Annotated in this window: 23 protein-coding genes and 1 tRNA gene; 10 read left to right on the forward strand and 14 right to left on the reverse strand. The window is 66.6% G+C overall.

Annotated features, from left to right (window positions below; all coding sequences use genetic code 11):
- Positions 1–366: 366 nt before the first annotated feature.
- The gene (locus tag MKK62_RS06110) at positions 367–1551 is read right to left on the reverse strand and encodes a glycoside hydrolase family 183 protein (RefSeq protein ID WP_240261891.1); all 1185 of its coding nucleotides are present in this window, start codon (positions 1549–1551) and stop codon (positions 367–369) included.
- 546 nt (positions 1552–2097) lie between these two features.
- On the opposite strand from MKK62_RS06110, the gene MKK62_RS06115 reads away from it, so the two are divergent.
- Positions 2098–2802 carry an SIMPL domain-containing protein gene (locus MKK62_RS06115; RefSeq protein ID WP_240261890.1) on the forward strand — a complete coding sequence of 235 codons (705 nt, stop codon included), beginning with the start codon at positions 2098–2100 and terminating at the stop codon, positions 2800–2802.
- Positions 2803–2810: 8 nt separating this feature from the next.
- Here MKK62_RS06115 and MKK62_RS06120 read toward each other — a convergent pair whose 3' ends face one another.
- The 6 genes from MKK62_RS06120 to dacB all read right to left on the reverse strand — a co-directional run bounded on the left by MKK62_RS06120 (position 2811) and on the right by dacB (position 8668).
- Positions 2811–3563 (reverse strand): HAD family hydrolase, encoded by a 753-nt coding sequence (locus MKK62_RS06120; RefSeq protein WP_240261889.1) that lies wholly within the window; start codon positions 3561–3563, stop codon positions 2811–2813.
- A gap of 2 nt (positions 3564–3565) precedes the next feature.
- On the reverse strand, positions 3566–4576 hold the full coding sequence (locus MKK62_RS06125) for a phosphotransferase (protein ID WP_240261888.1): 1011 nt from the start codon (positions 4574–4576) through the stop codon (positions 3566–3568).
- 110 nt (positions 4577–4686) lie between these two features.
- Positions 4687–5274 carry a hypoxanthine phosphoribosyltransferase gene (hpt, locus tag MKK62_RS06130; protein WP_240261887.1) on the reverse strand — a complete coding sequence of 196 codons (588 nt, stop codon included), beginning with the start codon at positions 5272–5274 and terminating at the stop codon, positions 4687–4689.
- A gap of 27 nt (positions 5275–5301) precedes the next feature.
- Positions 5302–6264 carry a tRNA lysidine(34) synthetase TilS gene (gene tilS / locus MKK62_RS06135; RefSeq protein ID WP_240261886.1) on the reverse strand — a complete coding sequence of 321 codons (963 nt, stop codon included), beginning with the start codon at positions 6262–6264 and terminating at the stop codon, positions 5302–5304.
- Positions 6243–7286, reverse strand: a complete 1044-nt coding sequence (locus MKK62_RS06140; RefSeq protein ID WP_240261885.1) for a zinc-dependent metalloprotease — start codon at positions 7284–7286, stop codon at positions 6243–6245. The genes tilS and MKK62_RS06140 overlap by 22 nt, the downstream gene beginning before the upstream one ends.
- Positions 7283–8668: a D-alanyl-D-alanine carboxypeptidase/D-alanyl-D-alanine endopeptidase gene (gene dacB, locus MKK62_RS06145; RefSeq protein WP_240261884.1), complete on the reverse strand. Its 1386-nt coding sequence runs from the start codon at positions 8666–8668 to the stop codon at positions 7283–7285. Before dacB ends, MKK62_RS06140 begins: the two co-directional genes overlap by 4 nt.
- Before the next feature lie 112 nt (positions 8669–8780).
- Here dacB and MKK62_RS06150 point away from each other — a divergent pair, with 112 nt between their 5' ends.
- Positions 8781–9269 carry an inorganic diphosphatase gene (locus MKK62_RS06150; RefSeq protein WP_240261883.1) on the forward strand — a complete coding sequence of 163 codons (489 nt, stop codon included), beginning with the start codon at positions 8781–8783 and terminating at the stop codon, positions 9267–9269.
- Positions 9270–9331: 62 nt separating this feature from the next.
- On the forward strand, positions 9332–10021 hold the full coding sequence (locus MKK62_RS06155) for a hypothetical protein (protein WP_240261882.1): 690 nt from the start codon (positions 9332–9334) through the stop codon (positions 10019–10021).
- Here MKK62_RS06155 and MKK62_RS06160 read toward each other — a convergent pair.
- Positions 10018–10983 (reverse strand): TerC/Alx family metal homeostasis membrane protein, encoded by a 966-nt coding sequence (locus MKK62_RS06160; protein ID WP_240261881.1) that lies wholly within the window; start codon positions 10981–10983, stop codon positions 10018–10020. The two genes, MKK62_RS06155 and MKK62_RS06160, sit on opposite strands and share 4 nt — an antisense overlap.
- A gap of 199 nt (positions 10984–11182) precedes the next feature.
- On the opposite strand from MKK62_RS06160, the gene MKK62_RS06165 reads away from it, so the two are divergent.
- From MKK62_RS06165 to MKK62_RS06175, 3 genes are read left to right on the forward strand one after another with little or no spacing between them, the layout of a single operon-like run.
- Positions 11183–12442: a polysaccharide biosynthesis protein gene (locus MKK62_RS06165; protein WP_240261880.1), complete on the forward strand. Its 1260-nt coding sequence runs from the start codon at positions 11183–11185 to the stop codon at positions 12440–12442.
- 25 nt (positions 12443–12467) lie between these two features.
- Positions 12468–13160 (forward strand): polyprenyl-phospho-N-acetylgalactosaminyl synthase PpgS, encoded by a 693-nt coding sequence (gene ppgS, locus MKK62_RS06170; protein WP_240261879.1) that lies wholly within the window; start codon positions 12468–12470, stop codon positions 13158–13160.
- A complete protein-coding gene (locus MKK62_RS06175; protein WP_240261878.1) occupies positions 13157–13492 on the forward strand; it encodes a DUF2304 domain-containing protein in 336 nt (111 codons plus the stop codon). Before ppgS ends, MKK62_RS06175 begins: the two co-directional genes overlap by 4 nt.
- Here the strand turns inward: MKK62_RS06175 and MKK62_RS06180 are convergent, their stop codons facing one another.
- Together MKK62_RS06180 and MKK62_RS06185 are read right to left on the reverse strand one after the other, a co-directional pair.
- Positions 13493–14626 carry a YeiH family protein gene (locus MKK62_RS06180; protein ID WP_240261877.1) on the reverse strand — a complete coding sequence of 378 codons (1134 nt, stop codon included), beginning with the start codon at positions 14624–14626 and terminating at the stop codon, positions 13493–13495.
- Positions 14620–14775 carry a hypothetical protein gene (locus MKK62_RS06185; protein WP_240261876.1) on the reverse strand — a complete coding sequence of 52 codons (156 nt, stop codon included), beginning with the start codon at positions 14773–14775 and terminating at the stop codon, positions 14620–14622. The genes MKK62_RS06180 and MKK62_RS06185 overlap by 7 nt, the downstream gene beginning before the upstream one ends.
- Positions 14776–14950: 175 nt before the next feature.
- Here MKK62_RS06185 and MKK62_RS06190 point away from each other — a divergent pair, with 175 nt between their 5' ends.
- Together MKK62_RS06190 and MKK62_RS06195 are read left to right on the forward strand one after the other, a co-directional pair.
- A complete protein-coding gene (locus MKK62_RS06190; RefSeq protein ID WP_240261875.1) occupies positions 14951–15463 on the forward strand; it encodes a hypothetical protein in 513 nt (170 codons plus the stop codon).
- 161 nt (positions 15464–15624) lie between these two features.
- Complete coding sequence (locus MKK62_RS06195; protein WP_240261874.1) at positions 15625–17088, forward strand: hypothetical protein; 1464 nt, start codon at positions 15625–15627, stop codon at positions 17086–17088.
- Here MKK62_RS06195 and MKK62_RS06200 read toward each other — a convergent pair.
- A complete protein-coding gene (locus MKK62_RS06200) occupies positions 17083–18021 on the reverse strand; it encodes an NAD-dependent epimerase/dehydratase family protein (RefSeq protein ID WP_240261873.1) in 939 nt (312 codons plus the stop codon). The two genes, MKK62_RS06195 and MKK62_RS06200, sit on opposite strands and share 6 nt — an antisense overlap.
- On the opposite strand from MKK62_RS06200, the gene MKK62_RS06205 reads away from it, so the two are divergent.
- A complete protein-coding gene (locus tag MKK62_RS06205) occupies positions 17987–19816 on the forward strand; it encodes a hypothetical protein (protein ID WP_240261872.1) in 1830 nt (609 codons plus the stop codon). The genes MKK62_RS06200 and MKK62_RS06205 overlap by 35 nt on opposite strands.
- A 62-nt stretch (positions 19817–19878) precedes the next feature.
- Here the strand turns inward: MKK62_RS06205 and MKK62_RS06210 are convergent.
- Both MKK62_RS06210 and MKK62_RS06215 read right to left on the reverse strand, forming a co-directional pair.
- A tRNA-Thr gene (locus tag MKK62_RS06210) sits at positions 19879–19954 on the reverse strand.
- A gap of 59 nt (positions 19955–20013) precedes the next feature.
- Positions 20014–21210 carry a DNA polymerase III subunit delta' gene (locus MKK62_RS06215; protein ID WP_240261871.1) on the reverse strand — a complete coding sequence of 399 codons (1197 nt, stop codon included), beginning with the start codon at positions 21208–21210 and terminating at the stop codon, positions 20014–20016.
- Between the two features lie 110 nt (positions 21211–21320).
- Here MKK62_RS06215 and MKK62_RS06220 point away from each other — a divergent pair, with 110 nt between their 5' ends.
- Positions 21321–22907: an adenylate/guanylate cyclase domain-containing protein gene (locus tag MKK62_RS06220; RefSeq protein WP_240263804.1), complete on the forward strand. Its 1587-nt coding sequence runs from the start codon at positions 21321–21323 to the stop codon at positions 22905–22907.
- Here MKK62_RS06220 and MKK62_RS06225 read toward each other — a convergent pair.
- Entirely contained in the window at positions 22904–23302 is a 399-nt protein-coding gene (locus MKK62_RS06225; RefSeq protein WP_240261870.1) for a hypothetical protein, read from the reverse strand. The genes MKK62_RS06220 and MKK62_RS06225 overlap by 4 nt on opposite strands.
- Positions 23303–23313: the final 11 nt, after the last annotated feature.

A 23313-nucleotide genomic window follows, 5' to 3' on the forward strand; every position in this document is an offset into this window, starting at 1 on the left:
CTACCGGGTTCTTGCGGGACGGCGATCCAGTCGCCTGACCGGAGGTTGGAGTTGCGAGTTCCCTGACCGCGCAACGTCACTGATGGTCCGTAGCTCAGCCAGCGATCACTGCTCGGGTAATCGGAGATATCGACTGTCCATCGGTAGTCTCCGTCTGCCTGCTGCCGGCACAGCAGGTTCGTCTTTTGGTCCGGCAGCCGAGTCATCGCATTGTCGAAAGTGGACGAACACGGCGAGTCCGGTTGCGGGACAACGGGTTCCGCATATGCTCCGGCGGCCGCGAAAAGCGCCGCGAAAGCTTCTGCCAGCGTCGTCAACACTATCGTCGCGGTGTGTCTCAAGATCGGCTGAGCCTCCGAAGGGTGGCTAGGGCAGCGTAGTGTGCATCAACATTACGCTGTAGGTCGACCACAGCGAGAGATTGAAATACAGGTCGTGACCGGTCGACCAGGGGTGGATGAACGGGGCGTAGATGCCGCCAGGAAGTTGTGTTGACGTCACGAGGGTCTGCGCCGCGCTCCACGGTCCCTGTGGATTTGCCGACGTCCGCATCACCACGCTGTTCGAGCCGTCGGTGTAAAGCGCGATGTACTTACCGAGGTAATCGTTGAATTGGACTGACATTTCGCTCACCGGAGCCGAAATGACCGGCGTGGCGGCCCATGGGCTGTTTGCTACCCATGATCCTGTTCCGGAGAAGCTCCACCACGGCTTACTCCAGTATTCGTACCGGCTGAGGTCGAGCACCGCATCCTCGGGAACGCGCGACACATACGCCGAGCCAAAGCGTCCGGACGGCGTGCCGTAGGAGTACAGGTATCCGTCTCGCCGCACGAACGCTCCCTGCTGGAAATTCTGATTGCCCCAGTTGAACCAGACGCTGGGCACGCTGAAAAAGAAACTCGGGCGGACGGTCGCACGGCTGGCGATCCAATTTTCGCCGTTGTCGGTAGAAACCGCGATTGCCGAGAAGTTCGTGGTCCATTGGCCCGCACTACCCCACTGTCTGACCGACATGAAGTTGACGTATTGCGTTGTGCCGACGGAGATTCCGGCGGTGGGGATGATAGTCACTTCGGTTGGGGAGAGATTGAGGCTGGCGATGATCTGTCTGGAGAAATTCGATCCCGGGGGCGTTGCGGACAGGACGGGTGAGCCGGCGTAGACGTTGTTGAACGCCGGGTCGGGCACCGACACTCCGTCGGCGAGGTTGTGGTCAGCGCTGCGAAACAGTGTGTTGCTCCGCCATTGCTGGCCGGCGACGCTGCAATTGCCGAACGTGTCGCCGAATGCCATCAGCACCTGATCGTTGACGCCGGTCTGGCCGTTGTCCCAGATGATCCCGAGATCGGCGCCCGACATAGCGAAGCGTGCGTAGGTGTTGTTGGGGCTGTTGGGCCCGTTGATCCAGCTGACGATGGTTGTTGTCGAGGCGGCGACCGCCGCAGCGGGGGCGGTGGTCGTAGGTCCGGTGAGGGTCGGGACCTGTTGGCCTGACGGGTCGGGAACTCCCGGGACGGGCAGGGGCAACACCGCGCCTTGCTGCTGCATCGGGGCACCCGATGTCGCAGGGTTTGAGGCCGCGGCCGGAAGCGGACCCAGTCCGGGCGGCACTGCCCGAGTCTGTGCACCGCTGGGCATGCGGCCCGTCGGCACGTGTTCCACCGGCGTCCTCGGCAGCACCGGACCGCTATTTGCTGGCGACGCGGAAGCCGCCGGAGAGCACGGATCAGCCGCCGCAGGAGGGGCCACAACTATCGGGGCGACGAGTCCAGTGACAACCACCAACGCCCCCGACACCGGCGCGAGCCGGGCAAATACCCACACGTCAAACCTCCGATGGGTGCCTGGACTATCCGTTGGCCGTCAACGGCGGGCGCGTATGAATTCGAGATCTGTGACAATAGTGACTGAAGTGCAAATTAGGGCCAGTGATGCGCCGGATCGATATTCGGTTGTGATCGCGTCGCGACCGCCGGCTTCGCTCCGGCGACCCGCCCGGGCGGCCCGGTGGCTAACGACTTTCGACGTTGAGCGGGCCCCGGGGAAGTGTCCCGACCAGAAAGCGCCGAGTTCAAAACGGCTAGGGTGCCAGACATGCCTGCCAGACTGCCGGTTCGCGTCCTGCTCGCCCTGGCGCTCGTCGCGACGGCGTCCGCGTGTGACCACGACGCCGACAAGGTCGCGAAGAACCCGCGCGAGGTGACGGTCGTAGGCTCCGGTCACGTGCAAGGCGTGCCGGACACCCTAACCGCCGACGTCGGCGTCGAATTCGTGGCGCCGGACGTCACCGCGGCGATGAACCAGACCAACGACCGTCAGCAGGCCGTCATCACCGCCGTGGCCGGGGCCGGGGTCGACCGCAAGGACATCAGCACCACCGACGTCAGCCTGCAGCCGCAGTTCGACCCGACCGGAGCCACCATCACCGGGTACCGCGCCGCCAATTCGATCCGGATCAGGATTCACCCCGCCGACTCGGCGTCGCGCGTGCTCGCCGTGGTCGTCGACGCCGGTGGCGCCGCCACCCGGATCAACTCGGTGAGCTACTCCATCGCCGACGATTCGCAGCTGGTGAAGGACGCGCGGTCGCGCGCGTTCCAGGACGCCAAAGACCGCGCCGCGCAGTACGCGCAACTGTCTGGCCTTGGGCTGGGCAAGATCATCTCGATCTCGGAGACCGCCGGCGGCGCCACGCCGACGACCGCTCCGGCACCGCGGATGATGCCGACCGCGGTGCCACTGGAGCCCGGCCAGCAGACCGTGAGCTTCTCGGTGACCGCGGTGTGGGAGTTGCGCTAGCAGCGAGGTCAGCCACCGACACCGAGGATCTGCAGCAGTTCACGGTGGTCGGTGATGCGGAAGTCCGGCTTGCAGCCGTCGTAATCTTTTGTGCCCTGGTCAGAGTCGAACATGATGGTCCGCATTCCGGCCTCGCGCGCGCCGTAGATGTCACGGAACATGTCGTTGCCGATGTAGACGGTCTGCGCGGCGGGCACGCCGAGTCCAGCCAGCGCGTATTCGAACAGCCTGACGTCGGGCTTGCGAAAGCCGTGATCACCCGAAACGATGATCGGGTCGAAGTATTGCGTCAGCCCGACCTTGTGCAGTTCGCCTAGGGCATAGGCGGTTTGGGCGTCGGTGACGATCGCCAGCGCGAAGTGTTGGCGTAGCTGACCGAGCACCTTGCGGACGTGCGGATAGAGCTTGAGCTTCTTACGCGAGACTCCGCGGTAGATCTCCGCGAGCGTCAGTGGAAGTTGCGCGAGACGCTCGGGCGGTAACGCGCGGGTGTAGTCGCTGCCGTAGTCGTCGATAATCGACTGGAATATGGCCACCGCATCGAATTCCGGGTACCGGTGCGGACTTTCGCGCTGCTGGCGTTTCAGACGACGGAAATATTCGTCGCGCACCTGGTGGCGCCGCATGTCGATGCCTTGATAGGTCAGGAAATGCCCGATCGCCCGAAAGATGTCGTCGCGGTGTTCATCGGTCTCGATGTGAACCAGGGTGCCATTGACGTCGAAAGCTACTGCGGCTATCCCGGTGAGCGTGGCGGGCACGATCAGCAGGCCCGTAACAGCCGTTTGGACTGGCGGAGAAGCTTGCCGCCGTAGTCGTCGCCGATGTAGTCGTTGCGCGCAACCCGCAAGAGATTCATCGCCATGTAGTACGGCAGTCGCGCCGTGATCGATCGGAATGCCGCATCGCGATCCGGGAAGTGACAGCAGTACTCCCACAGGAAATGTCCGATGAACGGCTCCGCCCCGTTCGGGCTACCGGTCGCCGACATGAAGGCGTGCTGCATCTCGCCTGCGACGCGGCCGATGTCGAACATCCGGTCGCCCCAGCGGGCTCGCTCGAGGTCGATCGCGGCAACGTCGAGGCCGTGGCCGAACAAGAAGTTGGCGGGGGTTGCGTCGCCGTGCAGCCACACCTGCCGATCACCCCACATCATCGCCTTGTCCCGCCATAATCCCTGAAGCCACAGCAGTTCGTCGACATCCCAGCCGCCGATGCGATTGCGATGCCTCAACTTGGTTACCAACTCCCCGAAGTAACGGCAGTCGACGTCGAAGTCGACCGTGCTGCCGTTGGCCGTCCTATTATGTTGTGTCGCAAGAAAATACGCGAGCGCCTTCAGTCGCCAGTAGAGGTGTCCGTCGTTGTGACGGCTAATGGCCTGTTTGATCGCATTGCTGAACTGTTCCCCGGCATAGAACTCGACGGCAAGCACGCTGTTGAGGTTCGCGTCGACACCCAGCGGTCGCACCACATGGTGCGGAGAGCCCACGAGGTTGTAGCCGCGCAGCCCTTGCATGGTGTCGAACTCGCGATGCGCCGCCCGTTCTGCGCGATCACGATCCCAGCCGAACTTGGGCCCGTAGAACTTGCAGACCACCCGCGCGCGGCTGCGCTTTTCCTCGTACGCGTAGACCTCGTTGCTTGCCCGCAGCCGAAAAGCGCGGAAGGCGGGATGCGCTACGTCGACGCCCAGCTGGTGGCGGAAAATGCCGGAGAGAAACCCGTGCAAACCGTCGTCACCCGACACATACCCGACGTATTTGCCAAACACGACGCCTCCCTGCCGCGTCGTCGTTGACCTCGAGCTGTTAGCCCGGCGTACACATGATGTTCAGACAATAGGCCCGGGCCGTCCTACTCGCACGTCGACAGGACGGTCGGTTAGTCCTGGTAGATGCGCGGGTCGAGGGTGCCGATGTAGGGCAGGTCGCGGTAGCGCTCGTCGTAGTCCAGGCCGTAGCCGACGACAAACTCGTTCGGGATGTCGAAGCCCACGTAATCGATGTCGGTGTTAGCGCGCAGAGCGTCGGGCTTGCGGAGCAGCGTGCACACCCGCAGTGAATGGGGGCGACGGCTGGCCAAATTGCGTAACAGCCACGACAGCGTCAGCCCGGAGTCGACGATGTCCTCGACGATCAGCACGTCGCGGTCGTTGATGTCACGGTCGAGGTCCTTGAGGATCCGCACTACACCCGACGACGACGTCGACGACCCGTACGAGCTGACCGCCATGAATTCGAATTGCGTCGGCAACGGGATCGCGCGGGCCAGATCGGTGACGAACATGACCGCGCCCTTGAGCACGGTGACCAAGAGCAGGTCGCGGCCGTCGGCGCCGGCCCGGTCGCCGTACTGCGCGCCGATCTGGGCCCCCAGCTCGGCGATGCGGCGCTGGATCTCGTCTTCGCGCAGCAGCACCGACTTGATGTCGCCCGGATACAGCTCCTGCACTTCGGCTGCCACGGCCAATAGCGTGCCATGTCGGGCCGCCGAGAACTAGACCGGCTCCCGATCCAGCGTCAGGATCCCGCCACGCCGGGTGGCGACCAATCGCTGATTGCGCAATGCCGACCCCACCGCCACTCCGCCCTGACCGCGCCAGGCGGTGATCAGCCGGTCGACCCCGCGGATCTGCTTGTCCGTCAATCCGATCCCGCCTCCGCACATCAGCCAGCGACGGATGACGCCGCGGCGGACCGGATCGGGCAGCTCCGCCAACGCCCCGGTGTCGAGCCCGTCGGGCGTCTCGGCGGTGCCCATTGCCTGCTCGATCAGCGAATCGATCAGCTCGGTGTCGCCCCGCAGGGCGGTCGCGGTGCGAGCGAGCGCTTCGGCCACGCCGCCGCCGAGGACATCCTCGAGCAGCGGCAGGACCTCGTGGCGCAACCGGCTGCGGGTGAACCGGCGGTCGACGTTGTGGGGGTCGCGCCAGGCCGGCAGTACGAGCTCGTCGCACGCGGCATGCGTCGTCGCGCGTCGCACGCCCAGCAGCGGCCGGCACCAGGGCGGGTCATAGGGCTGCATGCCGGCAATCGATCGGGCTCCCGAACCGCGGCCCAATCCGAGCAAGACGGTTTCCGCCTGGTCATCCAGGGTGTGGGCCAGCAGCACCGGCCGGCCGCGACGCGCGTCGGCCAGTGCCTCGTAGCGAGCGCGCCGCGCCGCGCCCTCCGGGCCTCCGTCCACCCCGACCTGCACGCAAAGTGTTTGCGCAGCAACACATCCCATGCCCTCGGCCTGTCGTTGCGCGGTAGCAGCCACCTCCGCCGAGCCCGGCTGCAGACCGTGATCGACGATCAGCGCAGTGGTCGGGCGCATCGACGCCGCAACTGCGGTGAGCGCCAACGAATCCGGGCCACCCGACAGTGCCACACACCAGTCGTCATCAGCGGCGAGATACTCCGTCGCGAACCCCGCCACCGCCGCACGGAGTTCGGCTACAGCACCCGGTCGATCCATCGTTGCGGGTATTCGATCTCGATCGGCCGGGGCAGGGTGTCGGGGCTCGTCCAGACGGTGTTGAAGCGAGCCATCCCGACCCGGTCCACCACGTGGTCGACGAACGCCTTACCCCGGGTGTACTGGCTCAGCTTCGCGTCGATGCCCAGCAGGGCACGGAGCAACCGTTGCAACGGCGGCTGCTTACGGTTGCGTCGTTCGTCGAAGCGGGCTCGAATGGTGGCGACCGACGGAATCACCACGGGCCCAACGGCATCCATCACGTGGTCGGCATGTCCCTCGAGCAGCGTGCCGAGCACCAGCAGTTGGTCGAGCGCCTCGCGTTGTGGCTCGGACTGCACGGCGCGCAGCAGCCCCAGAATTCCCGCCGAATTCGGATCCGTCTGCGACGAGTTGCCGCGGCCGCGGGCGAATTCGGCCAGCCGGCTCACCACCTGTGTCAGGTCGTCGTTGCCGTCGGTGGTCAGCACCCCGAGCGCCTGCGACATGTAGCCAGACAGCCACGGGTTGGCGGTGAACTGTACCCGGTGGGTGACCTCGTGCAGGCAGACCCACAGCCGGAAATCGGCCGGCTCGACCCGTAATTGCCGCTCCACCGCAAGCACATTGGGATAGACCAGCAGTAAAGCTCCGCCTTCGTTGAACGGGTCGTACTGGCCGAGGATGCCGCTCGAGACGAACGCCAGCACCGCCCCGGTCTGCGCTCCGGTGATCCGTCCGCTGATCGCGCCGCGCGGCTTGTCGGTTCCGCCGGTCATCGCGCGCATCGATTCCGCGGCGGACCGGATCCATTCGGGCCGGTCGATGACCCGGGCGTCGGGCACCACGCCCTCGGTGTGCAATCCGGTGACCTCGCGCACCGGCGGTTCGGCGGCTTTGGCTGCGCTAGCGAGGTTTTCGATCACCTGACGGCGGGTGTAGTCGGTCGACGGCGGACCGTGGCGGGCCAACCGCTGACCGACCGTCGCCGCGAATCCCCAGTCGACCGCGCGCCCGACGCTGACGTCGGCTGCGGCGGTCATGTCACACATCCGCACGACCACAGCGCCACACCGAGCGCGTCGATCGCCGTCCGGCCGGACATCCCGGCGTCGTTGGAGATCAGCGCGAAGGTCAGCACTCGTCCGCTGCGGTCGGTCACCACCCCAGCTAACGCGTTGATGGCGGTCAGCGAGCCGGTTTTGGCCCGCAACCATCCGGCCGGTCCGGAGCCCGCGGGGGTGCCGTCGATGAAGCGGTCGGACAGTGTGCCGCTGCCGCCGGCGATCGGCAGCACATCCAGCAATGGCCGCAGCTTGGGTTCGTCGGGCCCGGCCGCGGCCTGAACGACGGCGTCCAGTGTTTTAGCGGAGAGGCGGTCGTCGACCGACAACCCGCTGGAGTCGCGCAGAATCGCGCTGCCGGTGTCGATGTGCGCGGTGCTGAGTCGGCTGGTCACCGCGGAGACGGCGCCGGTGAAGCTCAGCGGTCGCTGCATGGACGCGGCGACTTCGCGGGCGATGCACTCGGCCATCACGTTGTCCGAGACGTTCATCATCTCGTTGAGCCGGTCGATCAGCGGCGCCGACTGGACCGCGGCGAGTTGCCGCGCGTCGGAGGCGACCGGCTGGCTGGTGACGGTGACGCGCTGCGGATTGACGCCCAGTGCGGCAGCCAGCGCCCGGCCGGCGTCGAGGGCCGGCGTCGTCGAGCGCCGCGACTCGTCGGTGGCCGGCTGGATCCGCCCGGCGTCGAGCATCACCGATTCGATGGGCGCGATGTCACCACCTTGGATGTCGGCCGGGTCCCATCCCGGGGCGAAGGAGGGGCCGCTGAACAGCGAGGTGTTCACCTCCACCGCCGTCGGGGTCACGCCGCTACGTCGCACTTGGTCGGCGAGGTCGCTCAGCCGGGGCGCGTTGTGATACCAGGTGGGCTGCCCCGGTGCCGCCCCCGACAGCGTCGGATCGCCCCCACCGACCAGCACGACCGTGCCGGATTGACCGGCGGCCACCACGCGGGTGGTGACCCGCGCGTTGCGGTCCAGCGCCAGCAGGGCGGCGGCACTGGTCAGCGTCTTGTTGGTGGACGCCGGTTGCAGAAGCACGTCGTCAGACTGCTGCCACAACTCCTCGCCGGTCATCGCGTCGGTGACGCGGGCACCGAGCTTGCCCAGGTTGGGGTCGGCCGCCGCCGCAGCCAACGCCGCGGCCAGAGCCGGCGGGTTCGGCGCGGGAGCGTTGGCCGCCACTGGCACGATTCCCGGCTTGGCCGTGACAGCCGGCGGCGGTGGCGGGACATGCGCGCTGGCACCCTGCCCGCCGGAAGTGAGCAGCCCTACCGCTGCCACCAGCGCAGCGATAACCGCCACCACGCCCACTCCCACGATCAGGTGGGTAGACGTTCGCCACCGAGTGGGACGCATGACTCTCCTGACTTCTTTGCGCCCATTGTGCCCAAACCCCGGCGGATCGCCGTGCCGCGGGAGCCCTACGATCTACGCGAAGCGACAAATCTCAGGCGAAGGAGCCGGACCGGTGCAATTCGACGTGACCGTCGAGATCCCCAAGGGTCAACGCAACAAGTACGAGGTCGACCACGAGACGGGCCGGGTTCATCTGGACCGCTACCTCTATACGTCGATGGTCTATCCGACCGACTACGGCTTCTTCGACGACACTCTTGGCGAGGACGGCGACCCGCTGGACGCGCTGGTGTTGCTGCCGCAGTCGGTGTTCCCGGGCGTCGTGGTCAAGGCGCGTCCGGTCGCCATGTTCCGGATGACCGACGAGGCCGGCGGTGACGACAAGGTGCTGTGTGTGCCGGCCAAGGACCACCGCTGGGACCACATCCAGGACATCGGCGACGTTCCGCAGAACGAGCTGGACGAGATCAAGCACTTCTTCACGCAGTACAAGGCGCTGGAGCCGGGCAAGTTCGTCAAGGCCGCCGACTGGGTGGGCCGCGAGGAAGCCGAGGCCGAGGTGCAGCGGTCGATCGAGCGGTTCAAGAACGAGGGCCACTAGTTCGGCTCTGAGCGAACGCCAGCGGGGTCGAAGCCGCAGGCCCGCGGTGGCATCCTGACTACGTGGGCCCTCTTCGCTTTGCCGCAGAGTTCTGGTGGCTGATCTTCCCGCTCGGCGGCGTGATCGGCGGAGGCGTGCGGGCGGTCGCTGCGGCTAACGAACGCCGAGCCGACCGGCGGCTCGAACGCTACCGGCTCAAACAGCAGGCCAAGATCGCGATCGCCGAAGCCGCCGGCCGTGATCGGGTCGACAAAGACACCCAGCGCCGCGAGATCGCCAAACTCGTCGCCGCGCACGACCACACCGACGCCCGTTGGCTGGACTACGAAGTCGACGTCGCGAGGCTGCTCGACTTCCCGCTGATGACCGACATGCGCAGCCCGCTGACCGTCGCGTTCCACAAGGCGAAGCAGCGGGCTGACCTGCTGCGTCCCGAACGACCCGACGACCTGCTGGGCGACCGCAGCACGCAGCTCGAGTACCGCGAGGCGGTGCACGATTACGTCAGCGCGTTCGACGTCGCCGAATCCGAAGCGATTCGCCGTCGCCGCAGCGACTTCTCCGAAGACGACCAACAACGGTTGGCGCGGGCCCAGAATTTGTTGCGGCTGGCGCAGGACGGCGCCGCGTCACCGCAGGAACGGCAGAGCGCCTATGCCCGGGCCGGCCGCGAACTCGACGGGCTGATCGCGTTGCCGGCTCGCGCGCGCATTGGCATCGAGCGCCGCATCGCCGCGCAGATCGAGGCTTAATCGGTGTTGCGGGTGGCGTAAATGCTGGCCGCTGCGGCAACGACGAGGGTTACAGCGATCGCCGCCAGGCTGACGAGCGTCGGTATCTCCGGCACCTCGACATGCTTGCCACCGTTGATGAATGGCAGGTCGTTGTCGTGCAGCGCGTGCAGGATCAGCTTGACCCCGATGAACACCAGGATCACCGCCAGGCCCGTCGACAGGTAGACCAGCCGCTGCAGCAGGCCTTCCACGATGAAATACAGCTGCCGTAGCCCCATCAGCGCAAACACGTTGGCGGCCAACACCAGATACGGCTCCGACGTCAGCCCGTAGATCGCCGGGATGGAGTCGAGCGCGAAGACCAGATCGGTGGCGCCCAACGCGACGACGACCAGAGCCATCGGTGTGAACACCCGGCGTCCGCCGTCCTTGACGACGACCCGGCGACCATGCCAGCTGTCCGTGACATTCAGGTGGTTGCGGGCGAACCGGACGACGGCGTTCTCGCCGTCGGAGCTGTGAGTGGATCCGCGCGCCAACCGTGCCGCGGTATAGATCAGGAACACGCCGAAGATGTAGAACACCCAGCTGAATCGCTGGATCGCGGCGGCACCGAGCGCGATGAAGACGCCGCGGAAAATCAGCGCGATCACGATGCCGACGAACAGCGCCTCGCGCTGATACACCCGGGGCACCCGGAAGCTCGACATGATGATGACGAAGACGAACAGGTTGTCGACCGACAGGCTGTATTCGGTCAACCATCCGGCGAAGAATTGGATGCCGTACTGGTGGCCGTGGAAGAACCATGTCCAGATCCCGAAAGCCACCGCCAGCGCGATGTAGGCCGATAAGGCGAGCGCGGACCGCGGCATCGTCGGTTCTTCTCCGGATCGGCGGGCCATGACGACCACGTCGAACAGCAGCACCGCGACGGTGACCGCGAAAGTGACGATCCACTCCAGCAGGTGGACGTGCATGGTGATACCTCCGGTCGGTTGACAACCAGAGGTCTCTTCCACCGCCACGGCTGGGACGGCCCGCGAGCCGGTCACCCGATGGTGGGCGACGTGATGACGACTGCGCGATGTGAGGAATACTCCCCTCCTCCCAGCAGTCTGTCAGGTCGCGCCGATCGCGGTGCGCGGAGGTCGGTGCGGCTGTGAGTATTTTCGAGACGTGACCGAAGTGGGCGGCGGCCCAGCCGCGGGGGCCTTCGCCAGCCCGATCGCCCGCAGCAGCGTGGCCCGGGTGGCAACCGCGACGGCGGTGACGGCGGTGTGTGGGTACGCGGTGGTGTACCTGGCCGCCCGCGACCTGGCCCCGGCCGGCTTCTCGGTGTTCGCGGTCTTCTGGGGGGCGTTCGGGCTGGTCACCGGGGCGGCCAATGGCCTGCTGCAGGAGACCACCCGCGAGGTCCGTGCCGCCGGTTACGCCGACGTGCTGCCAGGCACGCGCACGCATCCGCTGCGGGTGGCCGCGCTGGTGGGGATCGGTGCGGCGACCGTGATCGCTGCCAGCTCGCCGCTGTGGAGCGGCGGGGTGTTCGCGCAGGCGCACTGGCTTTCGGTGGGTCTGCTCAGCGTGGGGCTGGCAGGGTTCTGCCTGCACGCCACTCTGCTGGGCATGCTCGCCGGCACCAACCGATGGACTCAGTACGGGGCGCTGATGGTTACCGACGCCCTCATCCGGGTGACCGTCGCGGCCGTCACGGTGATCGTCGGGTGGGCCCTGGCCGGATTCCTCTGGGCCACCGTCGCGGGTGCGCTGGCCTGGCTGATCATGATCGCGGCGTCACCGACGACGCGCGCTGCGGCGCGCCTGTTGACGCCGGGTGGTACCGCGACGTTTCTGCGCGGGGCGGCGCATTCGGTCACCGCCGCCGGCGCCAGCGCGATTCTGGTGATGGGTTTCCCGGTGCTACTGAAGGTCACGTCGAGCCAACTCGGGGCGCAGGGCGGAGTGGTGATCCTGGCGGTCACGCTCACTCGTGCACCGCTGCTGGTCCCGCTGACGGCGATGCAGGGCAACTTGATTGCGCACTTCGTCGATCAACGGACGGCGCGGCTTCGGGCGTTGGTCACGCCGGCGGCGCTGGTCGCTGCCGTCGGAATGGTCGGCGTGCTGGCCGCGGGTCTGGTGGGTCCCTGGCTGCTGCGGGCCGGTTTCGGCGCCGACTACCGCGCCTCGGGTGCGCTGTTGGCGTGGCTGACCGCCGGCGCCGCCGCGATCGCGTTGCTCACGCTCACCGGTGCCGCGGCCGTCGCGGCTGCGTTGCACCGGTCGTACGCAGTCGGCTGGGTGTGCGCGACGGTCGCCGCGGCGCTGTTACTGCTGTTGCCGCTGCCGCTGGCGACTCGCAGCGTGATCGCGCTACTGTGCGGTCCGCTGGTAGGAATCGGCGTGCACCTGGTCGCGCTTGCACGAGCGGGCCGCTGATCTGCGTGTAATTTGTGGCCTTGACATGCCCAGTGAAACGCGCGACGTCTGGATCGTGGTGCCTGCCTACAACGAAGCGGGCGTCATCGGTGATGTGATTCGCCAACTGCGGTCGGTGTTCGCCAACGTGGTGTGCGTCGACGACGGCAGCGCCGACGACACGGGTGACATCGCCTGGAAGGCCGGCGCGCACCTGGTCCGACACCCGGTCAACCTCGGCCAGGGCGCGGCCATCCAGACCGGTGTCGAGTACGCCCGCAACCGGCCCGGCGCACGGGTTTTCGCCACCTTCGACGCCGACGGTCAACACCGCGTCGACGATGTCCTCGCGATGATCGACCGCTTGCACACCGAGTCCGCCGACATCGTCATCGGCACCCGCTTCGGCCCGGGGGTCAGCCGACCGCCATTGCTGAAACGTATTGTGTTGCAGACCGCCGCGGCGCTGAGCACGCGCGGGCGACGACTAGGACTGACCGACACCAACAATGGCTTGCGGGTGTTCAACAGGACCGTCGCCGATCGGCTGGACATCACCATGAACGGCATGAGCCACGCTACAGAGTTCATCATGCTGATCGACGAAAACCGTTGGCGGGTAGTCGAACAGCCCGTCGAGGTGCTCTACACCGAGTACTCCTCCGCAAAGGGCCAACCCCTGCTCAACGGGGTGAATATCATCGTCGACGGATTCCTGCGAGGAAGGATGCCGCGATGAACTGGATTCAGGGCCTGCTGATTGCCTCGATCTTCGCACTGTTGATCTACCTCGTGCGCTCTCGCCGCAGCGCGCAGACTCGGGCCTGGGTCAAGGTGGGGTTCGTGTTGTTCGTCCTGGCCGGCGTGTACGCCGTGCTGCGACCCAACGACACCACGGTCGTTGCGCATTGGCTCGGCGTCGCCCGCGGCACCGACCTGATGCTGTATGCGTTGATCATCGCGTTCAGCTTCAGCACGCTGAGCACCTACCTGCGCTTCAAGGATCTCGAATTGCGTTACGCGCGACTGGCTCGCGCGATTGCGCTCGAAGACGCCCAACCGCCGCAGTAGTCAGCCCGCGCCGATACCCCAGTGCAGGGCGCGGGAGGTGACGAGCACCAATCCGAGCGAGACAGCGGCGACGACCACCAGGCCGATGATGGCCACAACCAGTGGCCGCCAACCGGTTCGGACCAGTTCGCGAATGTTGGTATTGAGCCCGACGCCGGCGAAGGTCAGCAGGAACGCCCATTTCGAGATGTTGGCGACATTCGTGGTCTGACCCTTGCTGAGCCAGCCCGCGGTCGCGATCGCCGACACGGCGAGGAATCCAAGAACGAACTTGGGGAATTTGTCCCAGACGAACGCGGCGCGCGCCCGTAGGCCCGGCGCAACCTGGTCGGCCTCACCGCGAGCGGCCCAGTACAACGCGAACCCGAGCACGACGAAGCCGATAAGCGCGTTGCGGGTGGATTTCACCAGCACCGCGATCTTTCCGGCCTGCTCGGAATACAGGTAGCCCGTCGCGGTGGTCTCTGCGGTGTTGTCCACGGAAAGACCTGCCCACAAGCCGAATTCGTGGTCGGTCAGGCCGATCGCATGGCCTAACACCGGTAGCGTAAACAACGCGACGGCACCGAGTGCGACGATGGCGGCGATCGCGTAGCTGACGTCGGAGTTGCGAGCCCGGATCGCTCCCTTGGAGGCGACGATGGCTGACACGCCACAGATCGAGGTTCCGATCGCCAACAGCGAGCCGAGCTTGCCGGACAGGCCGAAGAAGTGTGCCGCGGCGAGGATGATCACACCGGCCAGTGTCATGTCGACCAGGATTTGCACCAGCGAGATGCCGCCAAGCTTGATCACATCGCCGAGCACGAAACGCACACCGAGAGCGACGATCCCGATCTTGAGCCAGAATTCATAGGTCTGAACACCGGCGCGGAAAATCCTATGCAGCCCGACGGTGTTGGTGACGAGCAAGCCGAAGACGATCGCCCACAGCACGTATTCGATATCCGGGACCCGCCAATGATGTTGGTGCGCAGTGGTATTCCACAGTACTTGGGCATACTTGCCGAGTAGGCCGATCGCGATCAGCAGCAGCACACCGGGTACGTACTCGAGGATGTTGCGACTGGTAAAGCTCGCCTCGTCGGAGGGTTCGGCCTGCTCGGTGACCGCGGTGCTCACGGGAGTCACCATGGAATCTTCGGAAGTACTCCGGCCACGGCAAGTAACACCACGACCCCCGCCACGATGGTCGCCCACCAGTCGACACCGATCCCGCCGAGGCGTTCACCACTCGTTAGTCCGCGGTTCTCGGCGTCGCCACCGCTCGGGTCTATGGCCATTGCAATCTCCTCCGTGCCAACGTTTTTGATGATGCTGACCAGCGAGCGGCGAGGTGGGCAAGATATCGGCTCCCACTGATTGATACCGGAGGCGAACCGCGAAAATTTGGCGTCTTGGGCGGGGCTCCACCGCGGTTACGATCTGCTGACACGGTCCAGCGATCCGGGAGCAAACTTGTCGCAACCTCAGCAGCAGCCCAGTTATCCGCCGCCGCCGGTCGAGCCGATCTTTCAGGTCCGCACTGTCAAACACACCGGTGCGTTGATCTTCTGGATGAACCAGCGCTTCACCACGACCGGGAGCTACGCCCAGTGCGAGGCGGCGATCAATGCCGCACAGCAGCATTGCATGCTGGCCGGTTGGTGGAGCCTGGCGTCGATACTGTGGAACCCGATCTCGTTGTCCCAGAATGCAAGTGCGCGCAAAAATCTCCGACTGCAGGGCCAGCAGGCACACGACTACGCGGCGTGGTGGACGACCTACTACGGCGGCGGCCCGTACCATCCGGTGTGGTCTCCACCGCCGCCACAGCCTGGTCTACGCAAGTGGTGGTTGTGGCTACCGTTGGCCTTCATCGGGCTGTTCATCGCGTTTGTCGCGGTCGTGGGGAATACCGGCTCGGCGGACCACCACAAGCACGGGCACGATTGGACTCCATCGCCGAGCACGTCGACGCCCGTGCCCTGAATCACGCAGCTCCGGCCCGCTATCGGTGCCTGACCTGCGACTCTAGGTATTTGAAATGAGTGCACGCAGGTTACTGCCAGGTCGCTCTCAGGCTGCCTTAAGCTCTCGCCAGTGCGGGCCAGAACGGGCTGGTCAGGCCGTCGAGAGTTGGGGGAACTCCAGTGCATCGTGCTCGCGTCATCTGCGCCGCAGCGGCTGCCGTCGGGGGGATCGTCGGGGCCGCTGCCCTGCCCGCGACGGTCGCGGTCGCCGACCCGTTCGACGTCGCGGCGTACACCATTGACCCCGTCGGACCGGAGACCGTTACTGGCCTGTACAACGTCACCACCGCTCCACCCGGCGTCAACGAAAGCCTGCAGGGCTATGGGTTGTTCGACGTCCTGGGTGACGACTCCGACGATCCGGTCGGCCGGTTTTCCGCCTACATCTCGACCGTGCCGTATCTTGCCTTCCGCGTCGGGACCGCGGATCAAGCCATCGTCAGCAGCGAGACGCTGTACGTCAGCTCGGACGTGCCGGGTTACGAGGACCCGACCGGGATCGCCCCGACCGAGGGCACCGTGATAGCGCTGACCCACAGCTTCGGTGGCTTCTTCAGCAACTTGTACACCGCCGACGGCACCACCGTGACCGACATCCTGCGAACCCCGTTCGGCGACATCGACTTCTCCCAACTCGTCAACTCACTCGGCTTCGACGCGGCGAACGTGCCGTCGGTGCTGCCCGACGAGATCACTGCGATCAGCGACCCCGTCATCACCGGCGTCAACGGGCTGCCACCGCTCACCATCGCTCTGCAGGGCTACGAGGCGTTCCAGTTCGGCGACGACCCCGATGCGACCTTCAATGCGGTCCAGACCACCACCACCGACGGAATCGGTTTCCACACCGAGGCTCTGCTGGTCACCGAGGAGACCGGCACCGCGGACTCGCTGCCGGTCGGGTCGATCTACAACACCGTCGACTTCATGAACCTGTCGAATGTGTATTCGTCGATCCCCCAGGAAAACGGCTTCGACAAAGTCACCGACATCCTGATCGACACCAACACTGGCCAATCACTAGACCTTTCATTGATTTTCGGGTGGTTCAACGCGTCTGCCGGCCTGGACGACGGCTCGTTCCTGCGGCCGATTGAACTCGGCGACAACGTGATCACCGCGGCCCCCGACTCCGACTTCGTCTTCACCGGCATCAACGGTCTGCCGCCGGGCAATGTCTCGATCCAGGGCGACGGGCTGTTCGCGCTCTACGAGAACGGCGCCGAGTCCCCCACCGCGATCTTCGGCGCCGACGTCACCACCGTGCAGCCGATGTTGTACAGCTTCTACACCGAGACACTGCTCGTCACCGATTCGATGAACTCGGAGCTGCCGATCGGCTCCGTGATCGACTACACCTCATACGGTTTCGGCTTCGAGAATCTCTACACCGATCTCCCCGGCATGGGTGCCGACGGCGACAACCTGATCACCGACATCTTCTCCACACCGTTCGGCGACATGGATCTGTCCTTCATCTACGCCAGCCTCGACGCCTCCGCCGGGCTCACACCCGCCGAGGGCCTGGCGTCGTTCGCCGATCAGCCGTGGCTGGAACTGTTCGAGACCGTTTTCAGCCTATGAGTTCTGCCTGAAGTACTCCACGGTGCGTGCCACGCCCTCGTCGAGTTCCACCTGCGGCCGCCAACCCAAAACCTCTGCGGCCAAACCGATGTCGAGGCAGGACCGCTTCAAGTCGCCGAGCCGCGGCGGATGGAACTCCGGGTCGTCGGGGGCACCCACCGCCGCGGCGACCGCCGAATGCAGTTGCCGATCGGAGGTTTCGACGCCGGTGCCGACGTTGAAACGCTGGCCGCCGCCCGCTGGCCCCGCGGCCTTGACGAAGGCGTCCACGACGTCGTCGACGAAAACGTAGTCGCGGGTGTTGGATCCGTCGCCGAAAACCTTGGTGGGTTTGCCGGACAGCAGAGCCTGCGCGAAGATCGCGACCACGCCGGCCTCGCCGTGCGGGTCTTGGCGGGGCCCATACACATTGGCCGGAGCGATGTGTGAGCACTCCATGCCGTAGAGATGCCGGAAGGTGTTGAGGTAGATCTCGCCCGCGACCTTGCCCGCGGCATACGGCGACGCAGGATCGGTGGGCACGGCCTCGCTGGTCGGATAGGTCGGCGGCGTTCCGTAGATCGATCCACCGGACGAGGTGTGGACGACCTTGCGGACGCCGGCCTGGCGCGCGGCGTCGGCGATCCGCACGGTCCCGATGACGTTCACCGAGGCATCGAATTGCGGGTCGGCCACCGAGTGGCGCACGTCGATCTGGGCGGCCAGGTGGAACACCACCTCGGGCCGGTGCTCGCCGAAGATGCGCGTCAGGTCGGCCGTCACGATGTCGGCCTCGACGAAGGTGAATTCGGCGACGTCGACCAAGTGCTCGAGGTTGGTGGCCCGCCCGGACGCGAAGTTGTCCAGGCCGGCGACGGTGTGGCCGTCGCTGAGTAACCGGTCGACTAGCGTCGACCCGATGAACCCGGCAGCCCCGGTGACCAGTGCGCGCACCGGCTCACCATACCGACGGGCCGGCCGGGTGCCGACGGTGGCGTTGGCCGCCTTGGTGCTGGTCGCACTTCAGCTGGTGATCCGCACGGTGCTGGCCTTCCGCGGCTACTTCTACTGGGACGACTTCATTCTGGTCAGCCGGGCCGGCACGCACGGCCTGCTGTCGCAGGAGTTTCTCTTCGACGACCACGACGGCCACGTGATGCCGGCTGCGTTCCTCGTCTCGGGGGCCATTACCCGGCTGGCGCCGCTGAACTGGGTCGGGCCGGCGATCAGCCTGGTCGTGCTGCAGCTGCTTGCTTCGCTCGCGCTGATGCGGGCGCTACATGTCATTCTGGGCTGGCGACCGGTGCTGTTGGTGCCGTTGACATTCGCGCTGTTCACTCCCCTGGGCATACCTGGTTTCGCGTGGTGGGCGGCGGCACTGAATTCGCTGCCGATGCTGACCGCGCTGTCCTGGGTCTGCGCCGACGCGATATTGCTCATCCGCACCGGAAACCAGCGCTACGCGTTCACCGGAACGCTGGCATACGTCGGCGCGCTGCTGTTTTTCGAGAAGGCCGCGGTGATTCCGTTCGTCGCGTTCGCCGTCGCCGCCCTGTTGTGTCACGTGCAGGGCGTGCGGTCGCCACTGATCGCGGCGTGGCACGGCGGCCGCCGATTGTGGACGGTGTCGCTGGCGGTGACGGCCGCCTGGATCGGGGTCTACCTGGTGGTGGTCAACCAGCGGCGGTGGAGTTCGGATCTGGTGATGACCTGGGATCTGTTGTGCCGGTCCGTTACTCACGGCATCGTCGCGGGGCTGGCCGGGGGACCCTGGGCGTGGGGCAGATGGGCGCCGGCCTCACCCTGGGCCACTCCGCCGGCGTCGGTGATGGGGTTGGGCTGGCTGGTGCTCGCCGCAGTGCTGGCACTGTCACTGATGCGTAAGCAGCGCTTGGCGCCGGTGTGGCTGACCGCCGCCGGCTACGTCGTTGCGTGCCAGGTACCGATCTATTTGATGCGCTCGTCGCGTTTCACCGCGCTGGAGTTGGCCCAAACCCTGCGGTATCTACCGGATCTCGTGGTGGTGCTGGCACTGCTCGCGGCGGTCGCCTTCTGCGCACCCAACCGACCGTCGTCACACTGGCTGGATGCGTCCGCGCCGCGCACGGCGGTCACGGCCACACTGGCGGCGGCATTCGTCGTGAGCAGTTGCTACTCGACGGCAACATTTCTGACGTCGTGGCGGGACAATCCCGCACAGCCCTATATCCAGAACGCCCGCCAGGATCTGGCTGCCGCACATGACCGTTCGAGCACTCCGTTACTGGACCAGGAAGTCGACCCGCTGGTCCTCGGCCGGGTGGCATGGCCGCAAAATCTGGCCGGCCACATTTTCGCGCTTATCCGCGATCGCCCCGAATTCAGCTCGACGACAACGCAATTGAGGACGCTGGACCGCAACGGGCACCTGGTGGACGCGCAGGTGACCTGGGTGCGAGCGATGAAGCCCGGCCCGGTACCGCAGTGTGGCTATCTGGTGCAGCCCGACCATCCGATCGAGATCGGTCTCGACGGTCCGCTGCTGCCGACGGATTGGACCGCCGAGCTCAATTACCTGGCCAACAGCGACGGCTCGATGGCCGTCGCGCTGTCGGACGGGACCGCGACCCGGGTACCGGTACATCCCGGGCTCAATCGCGTCTTCGTGCGCCTGCCCGGCGCCGGCAACGCGATCCGGGTGCAGGCCAACACGGCAGCGCTGAGCGTGTGCATCGCGGCGGGGCCGGTGGGATACGTGCTGCCGCGCTGACGCCGCGGCTGGCCGCAGGCTCGGGCACCACACCGCAGCTGGCCGCAGGCTCGACGAAAAATTGGAGCCACCTAGGAGAATCGAACTCCTGACCTGCTCATTACGAGTGAGCCGCTCTACCGACTGAGCTAAGGTGGCGTGCCCTGTCGGGCGGGACGAGTCTACGGCAGGGCCTCGTGAGCGCCCAAAACGGCCGACTACTCGCGCAGTGCTTGACCGATCGTGGCGACCATCGCGTCGACGGCGAACTTGGGCTTGACGTTGATCGACAGGGCCTCGCGACACTCGAGCACCGCCTCGATGCAACGCAGCAGCCGATCAGCCGGGACGTGGGCCGCCATCGACGCGATCTGCTCGGCCATGTCGGGATGGTTGGCGCGTGGGCCCGGCGCCTTGGCGGCGACCAGCAGCGCATCCCGGAAGTAGGTCGCCAGGTCGATCAGTGCGCGGTCAAGCGCGTCTCGCGACGCGCGGGTCTGCCGCGACTTCTGCCGTCGCTCAAGGTCTTTCAGCGCGCCGGCGGAGCCGCGCAACGCGCCGGCCGCACCTTTGCCGGTACCGCCGGCGCCCAGTGCCGTCCGCAGTTCCTCGGTCTCCGCCTCGTCCCGGTCGGCGGTCAGCACGGCCGCCTCCGCCTCGGCGGACGACACCAGCGCCTCGGCCGCCGCAAATGCCCTGGACCGCGTCGCGGCGTCGCGCGCCAGGCCCAGGGCCTGCAACCGCCGCTCGCGCGCCTCCGGATCGGTGGCCAGCCGGCGGGCCCGCCCAACATGGCCGCCGCTGACCGACGCCGCCCACCGCGCGGTATCGGCCGACAGGCCGTCGCTGTCGATCAGGACCTGCGCGATCGCGTCCGGTTGCGGCGTGACCAGCGCGATGTGCCGACAACGGGACCGCAGTGTGATCGCGATGTCCTCCGGATCCACCGACGGCGCGCACAGCAGGAACACCGTGGACGGCGGCGGCTCCTCGACCACCTTCAGCAATGCGTTCGCCGCGCCCTCGGTCAGCCGGTCGGCGTCCTCGATGAGCACGATCTGCCAGCGGCCGGTGCTGGGCCGCCGCGAGGCGACCTGGACGATCGCGCGCATCTCGTCGACGCCGATGGACAACCCCTCCGGGATGACGCGGCGGACGTCGCCGTGCGTGCCGGCCATGGTCGTGGTGCAAGACCGGCATTCGCCGCAGCCGGGCAGCCCCTCGGATGTGCATTGCAGCGCCGCGGCGAAGCACAGCGCGGCCACCGAGCGCCCCGAGCCCGGTGGTCCGGTGATGAGCCAGGCATGCGTCATGGCGGCGCTGTGAGTCGAGTCACCGCGGGCCGCGGCCGCCGCCGCCACCAGATCGGCCTCCACCGATTCCTGCCCGACCAGACGCGTGAATACCCGTGACATCACCGGCAACAGTAGTGGTCGCGACCGACTCTCCGGCCCGGCCAGGCACCGCCTACTGCCGTTTTGGCTACTTTTAGGTCCCCGACGACCGATACGGTGGTCAGGTGAGCATGGCCGGCGCATTCCCCGGACGGATCCAAGGATTCGTCCAGTGGTTTGTGCGTACACCCTGGCCGGTGTTCACACTGAGCCAGTTGCAGGCCGACATCATCGGCGCGCTGTTCGTGCTGGGCTTCCTGCGCTACGGGCTGCCGCCGGAAGATCGCATCGAGCTGCAGAAGCTGCCCGTCGTCAACCTGACCACGTTCGTCGCGTCGATCGCGGTGCTGTTCGCCCTCGGGACGGCGATCAGCGCCCGGCTGCTGATACCGGTCTTCCGGTGGCAACGCCGCGACAGTCTGCTCGCCGACCCCGACCCGGCCGCCACCGAACTGGCCCGCAGCCGGGCGTTGCGGACACCGTTTCACCGCACGGTCATCAACCTGGCGTCCTGGCTGATCGGCGGCGTGATCTTCCTGGCGGCTAGCTGGCCGGTCGCCAAGCACGCGGCACCGGTCGTCGCCATCGCCGTCGCCTTGGGTGCCACAGCGACCGCGATCATCGGTTACCTGCAGTCCGAACGGGTGCTACGCCCGGTGGCGGTAGCCGCCCTGCGCGGCGGCCTGCCCGAAACCATCCGCGCGTCCGGCGTGATCGGACGCCAGATGCTGGCCTGGGCGCTGTCGACCGGCGTGCCGTTGCTGGCCATCGTGCTGGCCGTGGTCGGCGACAAGGCCGCCTACCTGCACGGACCGCCGGAGAAGCTGTTGAACCCGATCCTGCTGCTGGCGCTGTTGGCGCTGGGCATCGGGTTTGCCAGCACACTGCTGGTGGCCATGTCGATCGCCGACCCGCTGCGCCAACTGCGCTGGGCGCTCGGCGAGGTGCAGCGCGGCAACTACAACGCGCACATGCAGATCTACGACGCCAGCGAGCTGGGCCTGCTGCAGGCCGGCTTCAACGACATGGTCCGCGACCTGTCCGAGCGGCAACGCCTTCGCGACCTGTTCGGCCGCTACGTCGGCGAGGACGTCGCCCGGCGTGCGATCGAGCGGGGCACCGAATTGGGCGGCCAGGAGCGCGACGTCGCGGTGTTGTTCGTCGACCTGGTCGGTTCGACGCAGTTGGCCTCGACCCGGCCGCCGGCCGAGGTGGTCAACCTGCTCAACGACTTCTTCCGAGTCGTGGTCGACACCGTCGGCCGGCACGGCGGGTTCGTCAACAAGTTTCAGGGTGACGCCGCGTTGGCGATCTTCGGGGCGCCGATCGAGCACCCTGATGCGTCCGGTGGCGCGCTGGCCGCGGCCCGTGAACTCCACGACGAGCTGCTGCCGGTGCTCGGTTCGGCGGAATTCGGCATCGGAGTCTCGTCCGGCCGGGCGATCGCCGGTCACATCGGCGCGTTGGCCCGCTTCGAGTACACGGTGATCGGTGACCCGGTCAACGAGGCCGCGCGGCTGACCGAGTTGGCGAAGCTGGAAGACGGCCATGTGCTCGCGTCGGCGGTCGCCGTCAGCGGCGCGCTGGACGCCGAGGCATTGTGCTGGGACGTGGCCGAGGTGGTGGCGTTGCGCGGCCGCACCGCGCCGACGCAGTTGGCGCGACCGCTCAACCTGGCTGCGCCGGAAGAAGTGGTCAGCGAAGAAGCCAGCGGCTAGCGGCCGTTGGGCGACAGCGTCAGATCGCTGGGTAGCAGCGGCCCGACGTCGATGAACGACTTGCCCTGGGGGTCGGGGCTGCCGACCGGGTCGTTGCCCAGGTTCAACAGTTCACTGAGCCCCGGGACGCTATTGGGCTGACGGCCCTCCAGCACGCCAGCGTCGGACTCGATGATGTTCTGCACCACCACCGGACTTTCCGGGCCGCCCATGGTCTGCAGCAGGTCGGCGATGGAGGGGCTGTTGACGTCCGGGTTTTCGTGGGAGTTGTTGGAGAGCTGCATCGCGGGCACCTGGACGTCGCGCAGCGGCGGCGACGACGGGGCGGCGATCAGGATGCTGACGCCGCCGAGCGCAACACCAGCGGTGATGCAGTATCGGACGGCCCTTCGCATGATTCTCCCTG

Origin of the sequence: Mycobacterium paraterrae, assembly GCF_022430545.2 — a bacterium.
Lineage (GTDB): Bacteria > Actinomycetota > Actinomycetes > Mycobacteriales > Mycobacteriaceae > Mycobacterium > Mycobacterium paraterrae.